This window comes from Streptomyces sp. NPDC101165, assembly GCF_044768135.1.
Classification (GTDB): Bacteria; Actinomycetota; Actinomycetes; order Streptomycetales; family Streptomycetaceae; genus Streptomyces.
Window position 1 is genome coordinate 78,063 of sequence record NZ_JBIWPG010000026.1, and the last position, 15,130, is coordinate 93,192.

Sequence of the window (15,130 nt, forward strand, 5' to 3'; positions counted from 1 at the left end):
TCCGCCGCAACGGACCGCGTCGGTCCACGGTCGGGCAGACCGCGCCGGGCCTGCGACGTCATCCCTACAGCCACGCCCACCGCCACCGCGCAGCGGACCGCTGGATCGAGACGGCCCACACCCTCGAACGCGGCCGTCTCGATGCCCTTCCGGAAGGACCGGCACTTCACTGGCCGCAGCAACTCCGGCCCGCCTGTGCAGCAGCAGCCGGACGCAGACCCGGAACGTGAGCTCCTGGAATCGGGTGCGGGCGTTGGGCGATGACGATACCCGGCGCGTGCTGGAGCTCTGCCAGGACATCGCCTGGTACAACTCCCTCGCCCGGCTGGAGGAGTCGGTCGCACGCGCACATCCGGCACGCACATCCGGTGGGGGAGCGGCGGCAGCCATCGTGCCTCAGTGAAGGTCGGGCTGATCGTCGCCATGTTCTGTGCTCGCGCGACCGATGTCCTGTACCGGGGCCGGCGCTGTCACCGTCACTCGTTTGGCCGCCATCTGTCGCTGGGTCTGCTGGTGCATACGAACCGGCCAAGGGCCAAGAATGACCGTCCGCTCCGCTACGGCGACCGCCGACCGAAGAGGGCCCCACCTGCTTCTGTTCGGATTGACAGTGGGCTACCGGGGCCTCGTACTGAACACGAGGGACCCTTGATCAAAAGTTTCCCTGTGGTGGATACCACCATCCGCACTCTCCCCCCACTCAGCGAGGCGCCATGACGGTGCAGCAACAGCACGCCACGATTCCGACGGTTCTGGTGTACGAAGACGACCCCGGATTCCCTCCGCAGGTCAACATGCCCGTACCGCATCCCGTTCCCCAGCTCGACACACAACCCTTCCCGACGGCCATCGCGGAAGCCGCGCCGCAGCCGGACGGTGCCGGTCCGGGCACTGAGGCCTTCCGCTACTGGGTGGCGGCCGATGCGCTCAGCAGGGCCAGCCAGACCTGGGGTCCGCTGGTTCCGACCGGAACGCACTGGCATCCGATGGTCGGCCGGGCCCTCACCGCGCACCTCGACGCAGGAAACGACCTCAACGCCTTCTACGACCGTAAGGGCCTGTGGTTCTTCCGCAGTACGGTGGCAGGTGTCACCGTCGCCGCGTGCGAGAGCCCCGAGGTCGTCGCGCACGAGACGGGCCACGCGATCCTCGACGCTCTGCGCCCTCGGCTGTTCAACGCCGCGAGCGCAGAGACGGCCGCCCTGCACGAAGCCTTCGGGGACATCAGCGCGCTGCTGACCTCGCTCCAGCTGGAACCTCTGCGGATCGCGGTACTGGCCGAGACGCAGAGCGACCTCGAACTGTCCTCGCGGGTGTCGAGGACGGCCGAGCAACTGGGCGCTGCGATCCGCCAGGGTCACCCGAACGCGGTAGACCCGGACTGCCTGCGCAACCTCTCGAACAGCTTCTTCTACCACGACCCGGTTGAGCTGCCGCCGAACGGACCGGCGACCATGCTCTCCAGCGAGCCGCACTCGTTCTCCCGCGTGTTCAGCGGTGCGTTCCTGAAGGTGGTCGCCGGGATCTTCCGGCAGCAGGACCTGCAGGACCAGGCCGGTCTGGGCCTCGCAGCCGAGATTGCGGGACAGCTGCTGGTCGATGCCGTCGTGGCCGCGCCCGTGGTGTCCGCCTACTACGCGCAGGTCGCGGGTCACATGATCGCCGCGGACCAGCGCCGCAACGGCGGCAAGTACGGCCCCTCTCTGCGCTCGGCGTTCATCCGTCACGGCATCCTCTCCCTGGAGGCCGCCGCGTCCATCACCGAGCCGGAGGTGGCACGCAAAGGCGCCGGAATCGCCGAGGCCACGCCGGGTGGTGCTGACGACGAGGGACTCACGGCCGTAACGATCCACGGGGCGGTCTATGGACTCACCCAGCCCCTCACTCTCTCCGCCCCCGCACAGGAACGACGGTTCGGTATCGCGGGCTCCGACCCCGCCGGCGGCTCGGTGCGACCAGCCGACCCCGAGCGGGTCGCCACGTCGTACCTCGAGGACCTCTTCCGTCGAGGTCGCGTCGCCGTAGCCGAGGAGTACCGCTCCGCTACGGCGTTCGTCGACGACAGCCCCTCCCGGCTCAAGACGCACGAGGTCAGGCGAAGCACAACCGGCGAGGGCCTCGCTCTGGTGAGGCGGTGCTTCGACTGAGCAGTCGCGGCGCAGTCAGTGGAAAAAGCGCAGACGACGGACGGTGAGCCGTCCGTCGTCTCCGCGCTCGACGACGTGCGTCGTACGCGGCGTCGGCTCCTCACCCTCGAACACCGCCTCGCCCCGCGCCAGCAGGTCGCTGATGAACTTCTCGGTCGCCCGGCGCTCGGCGTCATCGCTCTGCCCGCCTTCGCCGGCGCTCTTCCGGTCCTCATCACCATGTGCACTCACGTAACGCACTCTATGTCGTGGATATCCGGATCCTGCCGAGAGCAGATCACGCGGCCGTCGGGTCCGGCGTGAGCCCAGCCGCTAGGGGCTCGGCGAGGGGCGTCCGCAAGCGTTTCGGCTGCCGAGACCGGCTTGTCGTCCCTGATCGGGAAGGCCGCCGTGTCATCCACCGTGAAACCGGCGCGCGCGAGCGTTTCGGCGCCTTGCGTGGTCACCATGACGAGCGCGAGTCGCTCGGAGACGACCTGCAGGACAACGGCCTCGGTGTCGTCCACGGCCGCGGTCAACTCCGGCAGTCCCAGGCCGTCCGCCAGCTCCGTCCGCGCCCGGAACACGGGACGGTTCCCCATCACGGCGAGAGCGAACACCGGGTGGGCCGCCGTACGCATCCGCACCTGCACCGTCGCGGGGTTCCGGGTTGGAGGTGATGCCCGAGCTCCCCCCCTCCCGCGGGGAGGATGGTCGGCTGATCCCTCGCTCTCTGGGTCGCTGATCACTTGTATATGAAGGCTGCGGCGCAGGAGTGGCTGTCTGTTGTCGAGTGGTCGCCGTACCGAGCCCGGCGTTGCCGTGCCCTGGCCGCGCCTCTGACGCGGCGCATAGTACGTCGGCCATGGGGTCGGCCAGCACGAGACACTCTGACCCAGTACAGCGGCTGGTGCGGGGATCATCTGTCACGGAACGTGGGACTAACTCCTGTCGTCAGCGCGGCCGCAGCCCCTCGAAGACCACTTCGAAGATCCGCTCCTGGGCAGCTGGGTTCGCTCCAAGCTGCTCCATCGCCTTGCTGGTTCCGGCCAGCAGGGCGAGCAGCTCCGATAGGCCCAGCTCCGGGCGGACCGCCCCGGCCCGTTGCGCCCCGGCCAGCAGTTCGCCCAGCTGGGCCCGGATTTCGGTACTCGACTGCCGCAGGGTCGAGTGCACGTCGACCCCGACTGCGGCCAGTGCCTGGGCGAAATCGTTCTTGCCTGCGGACTGGTCGATCAGCAGGCGGAAGCAGTCGAAGAAGGCATCGGCGGGCTCGGACTCGGCAATCAACTGTGCGGTCTGGGCTGCCATCGACTCCACCCTGCGCACCATCACCGCCTCCAGCAGAGCCTCCTTGGTCGGGAAGTGCCGGAAGAGCGTGCCGACCCCGACCCCGGCGGCCCGGGCGATCTCCTCGGTCGACACGCCGACGCCGCGGGTGGTGAACACTTCCGTGGCAACGTCCAGCAGCCGAGCCCGGTTGCGGGCCGCGTCCGCGCGTAGCGGGCGCTTCTGGGCGTCGCTCATCCCTCTCACCTTTCCCGCCGACGGCAGAGCCGTACTGGACAACCGGAGTTGGCAGTCCGTATCGTCGAAACCGGAGTTACTAGTCCGATTCTAACGACGGTTTCTTTCCGGAGGTTGGTCGTGTCCGAAACGCGGTCACCGCGCGAAGTGTTCCAAAAACTACTCGAAGGCATCACCGCCGGGCGGTTCTCGGAGCTTGCCGGGCTCTACGCCGAGGACGCAGTGGTGGAGACGGTCTTCGAGCCGGTCGGGCCACGCCGGTTCGAGGGGCGAGCCGTGCTGAGGCAGCGGTTCGCGGAGGTCGCAGCGCACTCACCCATAGAGCTGACCTCGACGAACGTGGTAATCCGGGAAACCGACGACCCGGAGGTGATCATCGCCGAGTGGGACTACCAGGTGCACCACCGGGTGACCGGGCGATCCTTCAAGGCCGCCAACATCCAGGTGTTGCGGGTCCGCGACGGTCTGATCGTCAGCAGCCGGGACTTCCACGACCACTTGGCCCTCATCGTGGGCGGCGGGAACCTGCCGCAGCTGATGGTGGCACTGGAAGGCAAGTAGCGCGAGCACGGGGAGCGACCCCACGAGCCGGCAGTCCGTCACCGCGACACACTTTCTCGCGGACTCGCGGCGGTTCTAAGGGTGTTGCACAACGACGAGGCTGATGCCGACCTTGGCTTCCGCCTGTTCCTTGGCGTGGCCGAGCATTTGGGGTACCCGCTGGCCGTCGTGCACGACGGCCAGCTCATCAGCTGGCCGCCGGTCGACACCCGACGGCGGGACGCGAAGGGCGACTTCGGTATGTCCGGGCCGGCCGCGAGGCTTGCCGGTCCGTGGTATCCGTGCACGACCCGCGAGACCGTCGACAGGCACATCGCCTCGGACGGGTACCAGCGCATTCCGGGATCCGAGGCGGCCTTGCTGCCGGTACCGGGCACCGCCGTCCTGGCGGCACTCGAACAGGTCATCGCCGGGATCGACTGCGACCTGGGGTTCCGGCTGCTTCTGCGGACCCTGGAGACAATGGACGTTCCCCTCGCCAAGGAGCAGTACGCCGAGTGCGAAGCCCTCGCCCGACGGCTCGGATACAGCGAATTCCACCTCCTCGGGATCGAGCAACGGATCCGGAGGGACTGACCGCAGGTACTGCGGGCGTGACAGGACCGCCGCACCCATGTGGTGCGGCGGTCCCGCGCGTTCCAGCACGCCGTGTACCCGATGCGGCTGTGGCCGGGCTGCCGGCTGTACGGCCGCCGCCGTCGCGCGCGTGGACGTCGCGATCCTCACCGACCCTCGAACTGTTCCCGCAGCCGCTCGGGGTACGGGCCGAACCCGCCGATCGACAGGGTGGTCTCAGTCAACTTCCATCGCTGGTCTGCGAGTTGCCTGCGCGTCACGCCAATCGACCTACCGGATCCAGCTTCCGTACCGGAACAGAACCCGAAGAGTGATCTCAGCAGCACCCAGGCCTAGAACCGGTCCATCAGCCAGGTGCACAGCTCCTCGGTCGGGAGGGTGTGCGGGGTCGTCGTGGACGAGCAGTGGAACTCGTCCAAGCCGCTCTGGGAGGGGTCCAGTCCGTCGACCCTCGCGTACAGGTCCTCCTGCCGCGCGAAGTCCCGGATGTCGACCGCGCTGACCGAGGGGACGAAGCACACGTGCGGATGCCGCAGGTCGGCCTCGCCGCCGGCCTCGATCATCGAGTTGGCGAGGATCTCGTACGTCGCGAGTGTGCCGCCCGGTGCGCCGTCCAGCTCCGGGAAGCCGCTGGTCGTGATGGTCCGCTCGGTCGGCGGGAACTTCCGGTTCAGGTAGGCGACCGTTACGTCGTCGCCCTGCGCCTGGGCGTAGAAGGTGGTGCCGGGGTAGCGGACGTCGAGCCGCAGTGTGACCTCGCCGGGCTCGACGTCGGGCAGCCCGATGCCGTCGCCACGGCCGTTGGCGACGGCCAGCTTGCGCGGGATCCGCGGCCACTGGCCGACCCGGTCCAGCTCGTTGAGCAACGCGGTGCGTTCGGGAGCCACCCCGATCTTCTGCGTGGTCTTGTCATAGTGCTGCCACAGCATCTGCCGCGCGGCCGGGCTGTTCATCTGCTGCTCGAAGGGATGGGGCTTGAGGTTCAGGCCGTACGGAAGCAGGTACGCGAACGCCTGGACGCCGACGGGGATGGAGGCACCGCGGTGCGGGGTGTCGAACGAGAAGTACACGCCTGTCTGGTGCTCGTCCTCGTGGAAGTCGGCCTCCATCCTGGCCAGGGTGTAGCGCGCGATGAGGCCGCCCATGCTGAAGCCGCCGACGATCAGCCGCTCGTTGCCCGTACGGCGAGCGATGGCCTCACGGATGGTTCCCTCGACCGCCTTCGAGTTGGTCAGGATGGAGTCGGTGCGGTTGTCGAAGCCGAGCAGGATCACGTCCTTGCCGCGCCGGCGGAGTTCGCTGATGAAGGGGTAGTCCTCGCCCTCGAGGAACTCGTAGAGCTCCTTGAGCTTGCTCTTGCCGTGGTTGAAACCGTCGGCGATGATCACCGGCCGGGTGAGGGTGTCGTTGTCCTTGCCGTAGAAGACCCAGGTGAATCCCTTGTCGACGGTCCACTCCTCGTCGAAGTCCGGTACCTCGACCGGGTGAGAGGGGGAGTCGAGCGGGTCGCCGATGGTGAACGGCGTGACGGGGGCCTCGGTCGTTTCGGACATGGTCGTACTCCTCGTGGGAGGGGGAGAGGGGGACGACAACATCATGTGGCATATTTCGGGCAAATTGCCTGTCGGAAACTTTCTGGAAGCCGTGGAACCCTGCCCGGCCCTCGCGCGCCGTACATGGCGTCAGGGCCTTTGGAGGGGGATCTGGGGGGATCGCCGGGGTTAGAACAGTCGGAGGGGGTAAACCGAGGGGCCCGGTCGAGGGACCGGGCCCCTCGAAGCATTTCGCAGCATTTCCGCAGCTCAGCGGTTCAGAAGAAGAGCCCACACCGCAGCAGCACATTCGCGTACGGCCGCGCCACGCCCGTCCGCACCACCAGCCGAGCGCCCGCCGACAGCTCCTTCAGTTCCTCGTGCGAGACATACGCCAGTCGGGTGAAGCCTCCAGTTCACCAGAAGAAGCGGCCGATGAGAGGTTGCCTACGGGGTTGTTCACGGAGGCACTCACTGCGAGGGCCATCACGGCGTCCTGGGTGGCCTGGTCGGCCGCCAGTTCGCCGGCGATCCGGCCCTGCGCCATCATCCGCCCCCGGTCGCTGATGCCGAGCATCTCCGGCAGATCGCTGGAGACCGTCAGGACCGCAGCACTCAGACCGACCGCGAGGAGAAGATGCGGATGGTGCAGGTGATGCCCTGGGTGATCTGACCAGAGGCGCGCAGCTAGGTGCCGAGGTGGTCCGCCAGGGCGAGCAGCGCCCGCCGGTGCTGGGCCGGGTCGAGCTCGTCACGATCGAGGTGGTGCGCGGTGCTGATGCTGGCCGACGTTCGACCGGGGTCGACGATGATGGTGTCGTGGCCGTGAGCCCGCTCGTGCAGGGTGATTCCGGCGCGGGCGCCGAGCAGCCGCTGCAGGGTGAGCCGGGGGACGTCGGCGACGGTGTGCAGCCTGCACTCGGCCAGTACGGCAGCCGCCTTCCCGCCTACGCCGGGCAGTTCCCGGACCGGGCGCGCCCGCAGCTCCGGGGCCGCCGCCGACCACGGAGCCGATGCCAGGCCAACAGCTCCAGCAGTCGACCTGCCTGCCTTTCCGCAGTGCCGGGGGGATTCCGAGGATGGTTCGGGTCCTCGCCTGCCAGCAGGAACAGCCAGACAATTGCCCACCCTCGCGGTCGCAGCTCCCACGGGGACGGCGTATGTGAGCGGTGCTGGTCTCAGTCCCCGGCATGGTGGGGTCGTGCGGCATCGCGAACAGCCGGAGAAGGCTACCCGTGATGCCTTCTGGTGCGGGCGTGCTGCAGTTTGCGGGTGAAGCGGTGCATGTGGGGGTCGAGCAGTTCGGTCGGCTCCTCGAGTACCTGCTCGTCGGTCAGCCACCGGATTGCGGTGAACTCGTTTTGGTCGTAAGAGGTGATGGTGTGGGCGTCGGCATCGAGGAGGTACCAGAGCGATACGTCGGAGTGCGGGCTCTGCCCCCGCGTTCGGGTGACGGTGAGGAAGAGGGGACGCTCGCCGGTGATCGACGATGCCACGGCCTCGATGCCCAGCTCCTCATGGCATTCGCGGACCACCGCGGCCCACGGGTCCTCACCCGGCTCGACGTGTCCTCCGGCCGGCAGCCACAGGCCCGCCTTGCGGTGCGCGACGAGCAGCAGTTGCTCGCGCCTGTTGTCGAGGACGACGAAGTAGCTCACCAAGTGCATCGCCGGGACATCCGGCTTGCGCACCCGGTAGAGCGGGGCTCCGCCGGCGATCCACTGCGTGGCAGTCTCCAGATGGGTGCGCTCCAGGTCGTCCCACGGTTCGATGGCACCGACCAGCTCGAGAAGGCGGGCACGCGGCTGCTCGTCGGGGGTGATGAGCAGGGGGTCTGGTGAGGTCATCTGCGCATGCTGGCAGGAGCCACTGACAACAGTGATCGACGGACACCATCCACCGCACAGGGCGGCGCGGGTCTTGTCGCTGTCGTAGCCGCAGTCCAGGTTCACGTTGACCTGCTCGGGTAGCTCGCCGGCCTGCTCCTTTGCGGCTTGGAGGGTGGGCACGAGCAGCGCGGAGTCGTGGCGTTTGGCTCCGGCGGTCACGATGCCGAGCGGGACTCCGCGCGCCTCGGTGGCCACCGAGCGGCTCAGGCCCTGCTTGCCTCGGTTCACCCGCGAGCGGCCGGTAGCCTCTCCGTCGCAGGGGCTTTGGTGATGCAGCCGTCCACGGACAGCTCACCCAGCTCCAGGCCGATCATGCGGTCGTACGCTTCCAGGGCGAGCGCGTGGATCTTCTCGGCAACGCCCAGCTGAGACCAGTAGTTGACCCGGCGTCGGATGGTGGCAGCCCAGCGGCTGGGTGTCGACGTGCTCGGGCAGCAGCGCTGTGAACTGGTCCCACAGGGGTTCAAGCAGGCTGGACGGCAGGACGGGCACGCGATCTCCGGGAGAGGACGTCCACGGTCGTGTAGTGGCCCTCCTGGGCTTTCCCTGTCGACCGTCCGATGGGATCCGCTGTCGCAGCCGGTGCTGCAGGGCACGGGGTCAGCGCGGGTGAAGCTGTCCTGTGGTGGGGATGTCGAGGACGAAGATGTGGTCGAGGTCCGCGTCCGGGTAGCCGTAGTCGATGTTCTTCACCCGAAGTTGCTGCGGGGTGGCCTCGACGATCTGAACGGCGATGGGATCCGGGCGGCCGGGCAGGGACAGCAGCCAGTCCTGGGCCAGGTAGTCCAGTCCGGCGCGGTCCAGGCACTGGCGGGCGTGGTCCTCGCCACCCGGTCCGCTCAGTGGGTGGCCGAAGAGGGTGACCGGGACAAATTGGCCCAGGGTGTCTTCAACAGGGCGCAGGTAGCCGAGGAGTTCGTTGTCCTCACTGCGGTGGTGGCGGGGCCAGTGGGCGGGGATCACAGAGGGCACTCCAGGGGCGGGGCGGTGCCGCACCGTACGCGAGGCGCCGCCAGGGGATGGAAGCGGGTGGCAGGAGGGGAGCGGGGTGGAAGGCGCCAGGTTGCTGGGGTCTGCAGCCCCCAGCAACCGGTGACAGATCAGCTCAGCCGGGCGTCGGCGTAGGCGACCATGGCGTCCCGTTGGTATGCGGCCAGCCCGGCAGCGGCCTGGTCGTAGGCCGCGCGCCACTGCGCGTCGTCGACGTACTTCTGCCCCAGGGCCTTGAACGCGGCTGCGTCCGGGGTCCACATCCGGCAGATGCCCTGGTAATGGGCGTCGACCTCGGCCTGCACGGCGGGGTCGGTCACCGGCGTGGCGGCCTGCATGAACTCGGCCATACGGACCATGGCGGCGGTCGCCTCACTCTGCAGCCGTGCCATCTCCGCCTCGGTGAGCGTGGCGGCGAACTGCACTGACTGCTGTGCCTGGTGGGGCCACTGTGTGCGGGCGGGCGACTCGTATCGGGCGGTGTCGAAGCCGGTGAACAGGTTTTCCGGCCTGCTGGTCTTTCCCATGTCGGGTGTCTCCTCGTCCTCCTCCAGTGCGGCGATGGTGCGGGCGACCGTGCGGGCGAGCAGGTCGAGGCGGTCCCGCTCGGCCAGCAGCCTGCGCTGGTGCTCGCGCAGCGCGGCCACCTGGTCGACCTGGTGCTCCAGGACCGCCGCGATCTCCCGCAGCCCCAGGCCCAGTTCCCGCATCAGCAGGATCTGCTGCAGCCGCAACAGTCCGGCCTGCTCGTAGTAGCGGTGGCCGTTGCTGCCGACGTACGCGGGAGCAAGCAATCCGATCTCGTCGTAGTGACGCAGGGTCCGGGACGTCACCCCGGACATCCGGGCCACGTCCGCAATCGACCAGGCCATGGCCGCACCTTCCTCGCCGGGCCGGTCTGTCCGGCCACACGAGCGACCGTAGGAGTTGACGCAACGGAAAGCGCAAGCCGCACTGGACATGCCCTTATCCGTTACGGTCGGCAACAGGATCCGTCGGCGTACCCGCCGCTCACACATACCAGACGATCACCGGCAGGTCACCGCCACGAACCACCTACTGCCGGGCGCTCCTAGCCGGCCGTTGGCTGACCTCGGCTTCGTAGGCGCTCCGGTCTCCGGCGGCGGCTCGCTGCCAATTGACGGCGACGGCGACGGTGATGTCGATGCCGAGGGTGCGGAGGAGGACCGTGGCGGGCAGCTCGGTGGCGGCCTGGAACGGCGGTCGAGCGGGTCTGCGCGAGCCCGATGCCGAGTTTGCGGAGCCGTTCGCTCATGGCCCAGGCACTGATCGGGCGGCCAGGCCGGCCTCCGGGGAGGAGCCAGCGTCAGTCTGTCCGGCCGAGGAAGGTATGACTGCGGCGAACCTCGACCTGTTGGAGGGCCCGTCCAGCAACGAATGCGGGAAGCTCGACCGGGACGGCGCCGAGGAGGATGCGGACGGCTCCGGCCGTCTCCTCGAAATGGTCGACGGTCACTCGGGAGATCGCTGCGGGCCATTGGGCACAAGTAGCCCGCGAACCTGCATGCGCCTGCTCGCCCGAGAGCAGCAGAGGGCCTCGAGCGGCGAGCAACGTCCCGCCGAACCTCCAGTAGCCTGCACGACCGGCCTGGCGGCCCCCGGCCCCCCGCTGCAGCTGCGACGGATCAGGAGTGCGGGTTCCGGCGCAGGGCCGCCGCAGTAAGCACGACCAGCTAGCAGCAGCGGAGTACGTGGACATGCCGTCGTCACGGCGACGGTCGGTGTAGATGGTTTCACTCGACGGTGGCGACCATCCACTGAACGCCCCATCAGGCAGGTGATACGGCTAGATTGTCGTCCGGCTCCGGGGCCGGTGTCACCGCGGATCCGGGCGGATCCGGATGCGCGATGCCCCGGATGACACCGGCTGCGCGCCCGCCTCACCGGCTCCAGCACCGTCAGCGCGTACGCAGGCTACCGCTGTACACGTCCGTGCGGTTCTGAGGTGCCCCGGAGTTGGCCTCCGTCAGTACTGCCCGTACCCCGTCGCCGGCGGCGGTCAGACCCTGGTAGTCGCCGAGGAAGTAGCCCCCGGCGTTGGGCGCCTGCAGCCAGTCGAAGATCCGGGAGATGCGTCGCTCGGATCGGAAGCCCGGGTCACCGCGCGGAAGAGTGGCCAGATGGTAGGCGGTGGGCAGTGTGGTTGTGTCGCCGGGCTTGAGGAAGCGCAGGTCGTAGTAGGTGAGCGCGACCGTGCCCCGCTTGTCGACGGCGATCGACGGTGAAAAGGCCGGCACACCCTTGGGACTGATGAGTGCCGGAGTCCGGCTCCAGGTGTGCCCGCCGTTGGTGGAGCGCACCAATTGGACGGAGTTGTAGGCGCCGCCGGAGAAGTCCGAGCCCTCGTAGGCCATGTACAGCGCGCCGGTCCTCGGATCGATGGCCGGGCTGGGCAGGGTGGCCGCCGCGCGCAGCGTCTTGGCGGGGTCGTTCGGATCGACCTCCGGCACAGAGGTGTCCCGGGCCACGGTGGTCGGAGCGCTCCAGGTCTCGCCGCCGTCGGTCGAGGTCACCACGGCGTAATGGGCCTCGGTGACGGTGCTCAGGTCGTCGGAGGAGGTGATCCAGTCGAAGAAGTCGTACAGGGTGCCGGTGCGCGGGTCGACGACGATCACATGGCCGATCGTCTGCGTGTTGGGCACGGCACTGGTGTCGACGAACGGGCGTGCCTCGCTCCAGGTACGGCCCCCGTCCCGAGTGAGAGAGATGTAGCCCGGACCGTCGATCGAGCTCGGGCCCGGAGGATTGTTGTTGAGGCGGTCCCAGACCTGGTAGGCCGTGCCCCTGCGGATCGGGTCGGCGGTGATCGAGGGCTTGTCGTTGAAGAACGGCTCCTCGTCGACGTGCGTGGTGGTGAGGTTCTCCCAGGTGCGGCCGCCGTTACGGGAGGTGACGGTCAGGAGGGCGCTGCGCGTGCTCTTCGTGAAGTCGACGCCCTCCCCACTGGCATAGACGGTGCCGTCCGGCCCGGTGCTTACCCAGGGGTCGGAAGCCCGCTCGTAGTCCGCGCCACCCGGGGCGCACGCGCTGAAGGGCAGCGTGCTTTCGTGGAAGGTGCGGCCGTCCTTGGTCCAGCCGGCCGCCAGTCCGCGCGCGGCGCCGTCAGACCAACGGTCCTGCTGGAACACGGTGACCACACGTTTCGGATCATGCGGATCGACGGAGAGGTAGGGCTCGACCTCGGTGCCGGGGTATACGACGCTGTCGGCGGACCTCGCGCCGATGGTGCAGTTGGCGTACGGGTCACCGAAGGTCACCCTGTCCAGCAGTCCGCCGCCGCGAGCGTTGTCGGCCGCGGCAGGAGTCGCGCCGGTGATCGCAGTGAGCACGAGCGCGGCGGTAGCGGCAGCGATGGTGGTCAGGGGCAGGCGTACAGGCATGCAGGGCCTCCTGTGGGCCTCGGCCGCCGAGTGACGGCACCGCAGGCATCGGGGCTGCGTGAGCGCAGAGTCATGCCGGAACGCCCGGAAGGTGACTCCGCTCCGTCTCTTTCGGCGTCATGATCGGTGATCTTGATGGGCCGGATGGCGGAGTCCTGGGTGGGGCGCCGTCGTCGGATGGCTGTGGCGCCACGCATGTCGGGTCGGCGTCCGTTCAGGACACGAGGGTCTGTTCTTCCGGATCGGTCAGCCTTACGGTGCACGGGCCACCGGGCTCCGGAACGGGATCCCGTTGATGACCTTCCGGTGTACGGTCCAGAGCCCGCGCCGGTGACCGGACTTCGGCAGATGCGGTGCCAGCCATGCCCCGGCTCTCGCGGGGCTGGACGGGGCTGGAGGCAGCGGCCCCATCAAAATGGGTCGCTGCAAGCGCCGCTTCGCTGAAATGATGCGCGGGTCTGGTCCTCGCCATTGTGGCCTCCTGTGCCTGGGCGGAGAACCGTGCATCTACCACGAGGAAATATTGAACAGCGAACAATGGGCCGCGATGGCCGCCGAACTCCGTGCCCAACGGGAAGCGGCACGGGAAGTGGCACGCAGTCAGGGTCTGCCGTATGCGAGCGTGCTGGACCTCGGGATCCGCTGGAGCGCAGGCGCTCCGATGCCGCACCTCTTCAACTCCAGTAACCAAACCATGGTCTTGTTCTATCGCCATGTGCCCAGACCCGACTGGGACGGATCCTGGGCCACGATGGTCGACTCTCGTGATCCGGCTCCGGCAGCCCTGGGCTTGATCGAGTTCATCCGACCCTACTCGGTCAGGTTCGGGGGGCCCAATGACGAAGCCCTCCACGGTCACCCGTTGTCCGACCACGGTCTGGAAGCCTACGAGGCCCACGAAGTCCACAACTCCCAATGGATCGCCGAGGCGGAGCGCATCAACTCGGTGCACCCCGCGCACCTGGGCGGCTGGCACGACAGGATGCGTCACTACATCCTGACCTTCCATGACGACACACTCGAATGCCTCGCCCGTGATGTGCGCGTCGAACATTTCGAGTGCCCGTTCCCCGAGGCGGTCGCGCTGGTGGCTCAGCGGCTGCTGGAGTAACTGGTCGTGCCTCAGGCAACGTTCGTCCTGTCCACCAGGCCGCGGATGGTGAACTGGGCCTCGATCCGGTTGAGGCAGGAGTTGTTGGTGGGTGCGTAGGCGCAGGTAACGACAGAACTGCAAGCACTTGGAGCGGTTCTTGGTCTTCTTGATGTGCCCGTAGAGCTGGTCCTTGCCCGAACTGGCCCCTGGGGGGCGGTTGTTGTCGCGACCGGGCCTCGGCATGATGAGTGCCCTATGCCGTGACTGGACGCTGACCATTGCCTCTTGGCGATGGGCTCAGCCGGATCCATGTCGCGATATAGCGTTAGGCTTCTGCTCGCGCCGCTGCCTGCGTCGCGCGGAGACGTTCGACAGGACCAGGACGGAAGCATGTCGGGAGAGATTTCGCCCACCGGGAAGCGCTCCGGCCTCGGCTCGTCGCCTGAGCTGCGAGCCTCTCATGCGGACCGGGACCGGGTGGTGGATGTGCTGCGTATCGCGGCGGGGGACGGCCTGCTGACCGCAGACGAGTTGGACGAGCGCCTGGAAGCTGCCCTGTCGGCGCGGACTCTGAATGAACTGGCCGCGCTCACCGCTGATCTGCCGCCCGTCGGTGTGACTGGAGCAGAGGTCAAGGACGTGGTCCGGATCGAACAGGTCCACAGCGGCCCGGTCGAGCGCGTCGGGCGCTGGGTGGTGCCGCGGGGGCTGGAGCTCGCCGTCACGTACTGCGAGGTGAAGCTCGACTTCACTGACGCCGTGATCACGCACGACACCTTGCGGATCGACGTGGGCATGACGGGGAAGAGTCTGACGCTGGTCACGAGGCCGGGCGTCGTGGTCGATACTGACGGTCTGCAGCTGGTACACAGCAGGGTCAAGCACCTCAAGACTCCGACGAATCCTGATACGCCGGTCACTTTGCGAGTGGAGCTGGTCGGTCAGAAGGCTCACGGCCGCGTGGTGGTGCGACCCCCGCGTCGGACGTTCGGGCAGTGGCTGCTGCGCAGGCCCACGTCCCACTCTGCAGGTGAATGACACCATCGTTGTGAACTGCCGACGGGGCGTTCGCTGAGGTTTCCCAACCTGGGCGACGCCCGGGTATTGCAGGTGCGGCCGCTGCCGCAGGGGCCTGGTCAGCTCAACTGGTTGGTTCGGTTGGCTGCTGCGGGCGAGCCCCTAGAACTCGGTGAAGGTGCGGCTCCAGCCTGTGAAAGCCTCGTTGGATGCGACCGTGATGCTGTTCTTTTCCTGACGCTCAGTGAGGTCCAGCACGAGATGTTCGGCGCCACGGCCGGTCGGGCGGGGACGCTGGGCGATTTCCTGGCGCCCGTCACGGACATCGAGTTCGCCGCAGGTGGCTGACGCGGTCTAGTGTTTGCGCAGCGAGTGACTCACGAGGAGCGAAGACATGGTCGGTCGTCCGAGCGCGCGT

15 protein-coding genes and 4 pseudogenes are annotated in these 15,130 nt (G+C 68.1%); 6 read left to right on the forward strand and 13 right to left on the reverse strand.

Annotated elements, in window-relative coordinates; all coding sequences use genetic code 11:
* Positions 1–253: 253 nt before the first annotated feature.
* Positions 254–403, forward strand: coding sequence for a hypothetical protein (locus ACIRVH_RS39770; protein ID WP_403964330.1), 150 nt, complete (start codon positions 254–256; stop codon positions 401–403).
* Positions 404–713: 310 nt separating this feature from the next.
* Entirely contained in the window at positions 714–2,147 is a 1,434-nt protein-coding gene (locus ACIRVH_RS39775; protein WP_403964332.1) for a hypothetical protein, read from the forward strand.
* Between the two features lie 15 nt (positions 2,148–2,162).
* Here the strand turns inward: ACIRVH_RS39775 and ACIRVH_RS39780 are convergent, their stop codons facing one another.
* The 3 genes from ACIRVH_RS39780 to ACIRVH_RS39790 form a co-directional block, all read right to left on the reverse strand.
* Positions 2,163–2,378, reverse strand: a complete 216-nt coding sequence (locus ACIRVH_RS39780; protein WP_403964334.1) for a hypothetical protein — start codon at positions 2,376–2,378, stop codon at positions 2,163–2,165.
* Entirely contained in the window at positions 2,375–2,767 is a 393-nt protein-coding gene (locus ACIRVH_RS39785; protein WP_403964336.1) for a hypothetical protein, read from the reverse strand. The genes ACIRVH_RS39780 and ACIRVH_RS39785 overlap by 4 nt, the downstream gene beginning before the upstream one ends.
* 313 nt (positions 2,768–3,080) lie before the next feature.
* A complete protein-coding gene (locus ACIRVH_RS39790) occupies positions 3,081–3,653 on the reverse strand; it encodes a TetR/AcrR family transcriptional regulator (protein ID WP_403964338.1) in 573 nt (190 codons plus the stop codon).
* 120 nt (positions 3,654–3,773) lie between these two features.
* On the opposite strand from ACIRVH_RS39790, the gene ACIRVH_RS39795 reads away from it, so the two are divergent.
* Complete coding sequence (locus ACIRVH_RS39795) at positions 3,774–4,214, forward strand: nuclear transport factor 2 family protein (protein WP_403964340.1); 441 nt, start codon at positions 3,774–3,776, stop codon at positions 4,212–4,214.
* A 135-nt stretch (positions 4,215–4,349) separates the two neighbouring features.
* The gene (locus ACIRVH_RS39800) at positions 4,350–4,790 is read left to right on the forward strand and encodes a hypothetical protein (RefSeq protein ID WP_403964342.1); all 441 of its coding nucleotides are present in this window, start codon (positions 4,350–4,352) and stop codon (positions 4,788–4,790) included.
* 332 nt (positions 4,791–5,122) lie between these two features.
* Here the strand turns inward: ACIRVH_RS39800 and ACIRVH_RS39805 are convergent, their stop codons facing one another.
* From ACIRVH_RS39805 to ACIRVH_RS39845, 9 genes and pseudogenes are all read right to left on the reverse strand, one after another.
* Positions 5,123–6,343, reverse strand: coding sequence for an esterase/lipase family protein (locus tag ACIRVH_RS39805; RefSeq protein ID WP_403964344.1), 1,221 nt, complete (start codon positions 6,341–6,343; stop codon positions 5,123–5,125).
* A 257-nt stretch (positions 6,344–6,600) separates the two neighbouring features.
* A pseudogene (locus ACIRVH_RS39810) lies at positions 6,601–6,720 on the reverse strand (RbsD/FucU domain-containing protein); the annotation flags it as partial.
* Positions 6,693–6,935: pseudogene (locus ACIRVH_RS39815) on the reverse strand (hypothetical protein); the annotation flags it as partial. The pseudogenes ACIRVH_RS39815 and ACIRVH_RS39810, both read right to left, overlap by 28 nt.
* Before the next feature lie 74 nt (positions 6,936–7,009).
* A complete protein-coding gene (locus ACIRVH_RS39820) occupies positions 7,010–7,450 on the reverse strand; it encodes a DNA polymerase thumb domain-containing protein (protein WP_403964346.1) in 441 nt (146 codons plus the stop codon).
* A 101-nt stretch (positions 7,451–7,551) separates the two neighbouring features.
* Entirely contained in the window at positions 7,552–8,169 is a 618-nt protein-coding gene (locus ACIRVH_RS39825; protein WP_403964471.1) for an NUDIX domain-containing protein, read from the reverse strand.
* 57 nt (positions 8,170–8,226) lie between these two features.
* Positions 8,227–8,703: pseudogene (locus ACIRVH_RS39830) on the reverse strand (IS5/IS1182 family transposase); the annotation flags it as partial.
* Positions 8,704–8,811: 108 nt separating this feature from the next.
* Positions 8,812–9,174, reverse strand: a complete 363-nt coding sequence (locus ACIRVH_RS39835; RefSeq protein WP_403964348.1) for a hypothetical protein — start codon at positions 9,172–9,174, stop codon at positions 8,812–8,814.
* Positions 9,175–9,311: 137 nt separating this feature from the next.
* The gene (locus tag ACIRVH_RS39840) at positions 9,312–10,073 is read right to left on the reverse strand and encodes a MerR family transcriptional regulator (protein ID WP_403964350.1); all 762 of its coding nucleotides are present in this window, start codon (positions 10,071–10,073) and stop codon (positions 9,312–9,314) included.
* Positions 10,074–11,120: 1,047 nt separating this feature from the next.
* Entirely contained in the window at positions 11,121–12,602 is a 1,482-nt protein-coding gene (locus ACIRVH_RS39845; protein ID WP_403964352.1) for a sialidase family protein, read from the reverse strand.
* Positions 12,603–13,149: 547 nt separating this feature from the next.
* Between ACIRVH_RS39845 and ACIRVH_RS39850 the strand changes: the two genes are divergently transcribed.
* Complete coding sequence (locus ACIRVH_RS39850; RefSeq protein WP_403964481.1) at positions 13,150–13,713, forward strand: hypothetical protein; 564 nt, start codon at positions 13,150–13,152, stop codon at positions 13,711–13,713.
* A gap of 99 nt (positions 13,714–13,812) precedes the next feature.
* Here the strand turns inward: ACIRVH_RS39850 and ACIRVH_RS39855 are convergent.
* Positions 13,813–13,887, reverse strand: a pseudogene (locus tag ACIRVH_RS39855) (transposase); the annotation flags it as partial.
* A gap of 198 nt (positions 13,888–14,085) precedes the next feature.
* Here ACIRVH_RS39855 and ACIRVH_RS39860 point away from each other — a divergent pair.
* On the forward strand, positions 14,086–14,733 hold the full coding sequence (locus ACIRVH_RS39860; protein ID WP_403964354.1) for a DUF1707 domain-containing protein: 648 nt from the start codon (positions 14,086–14,088) through the stop codon (positions 14,731–14,733).
* The last annotated feature ends 397 nt before the right edge of the window (positions 14,734–15,130 follow it).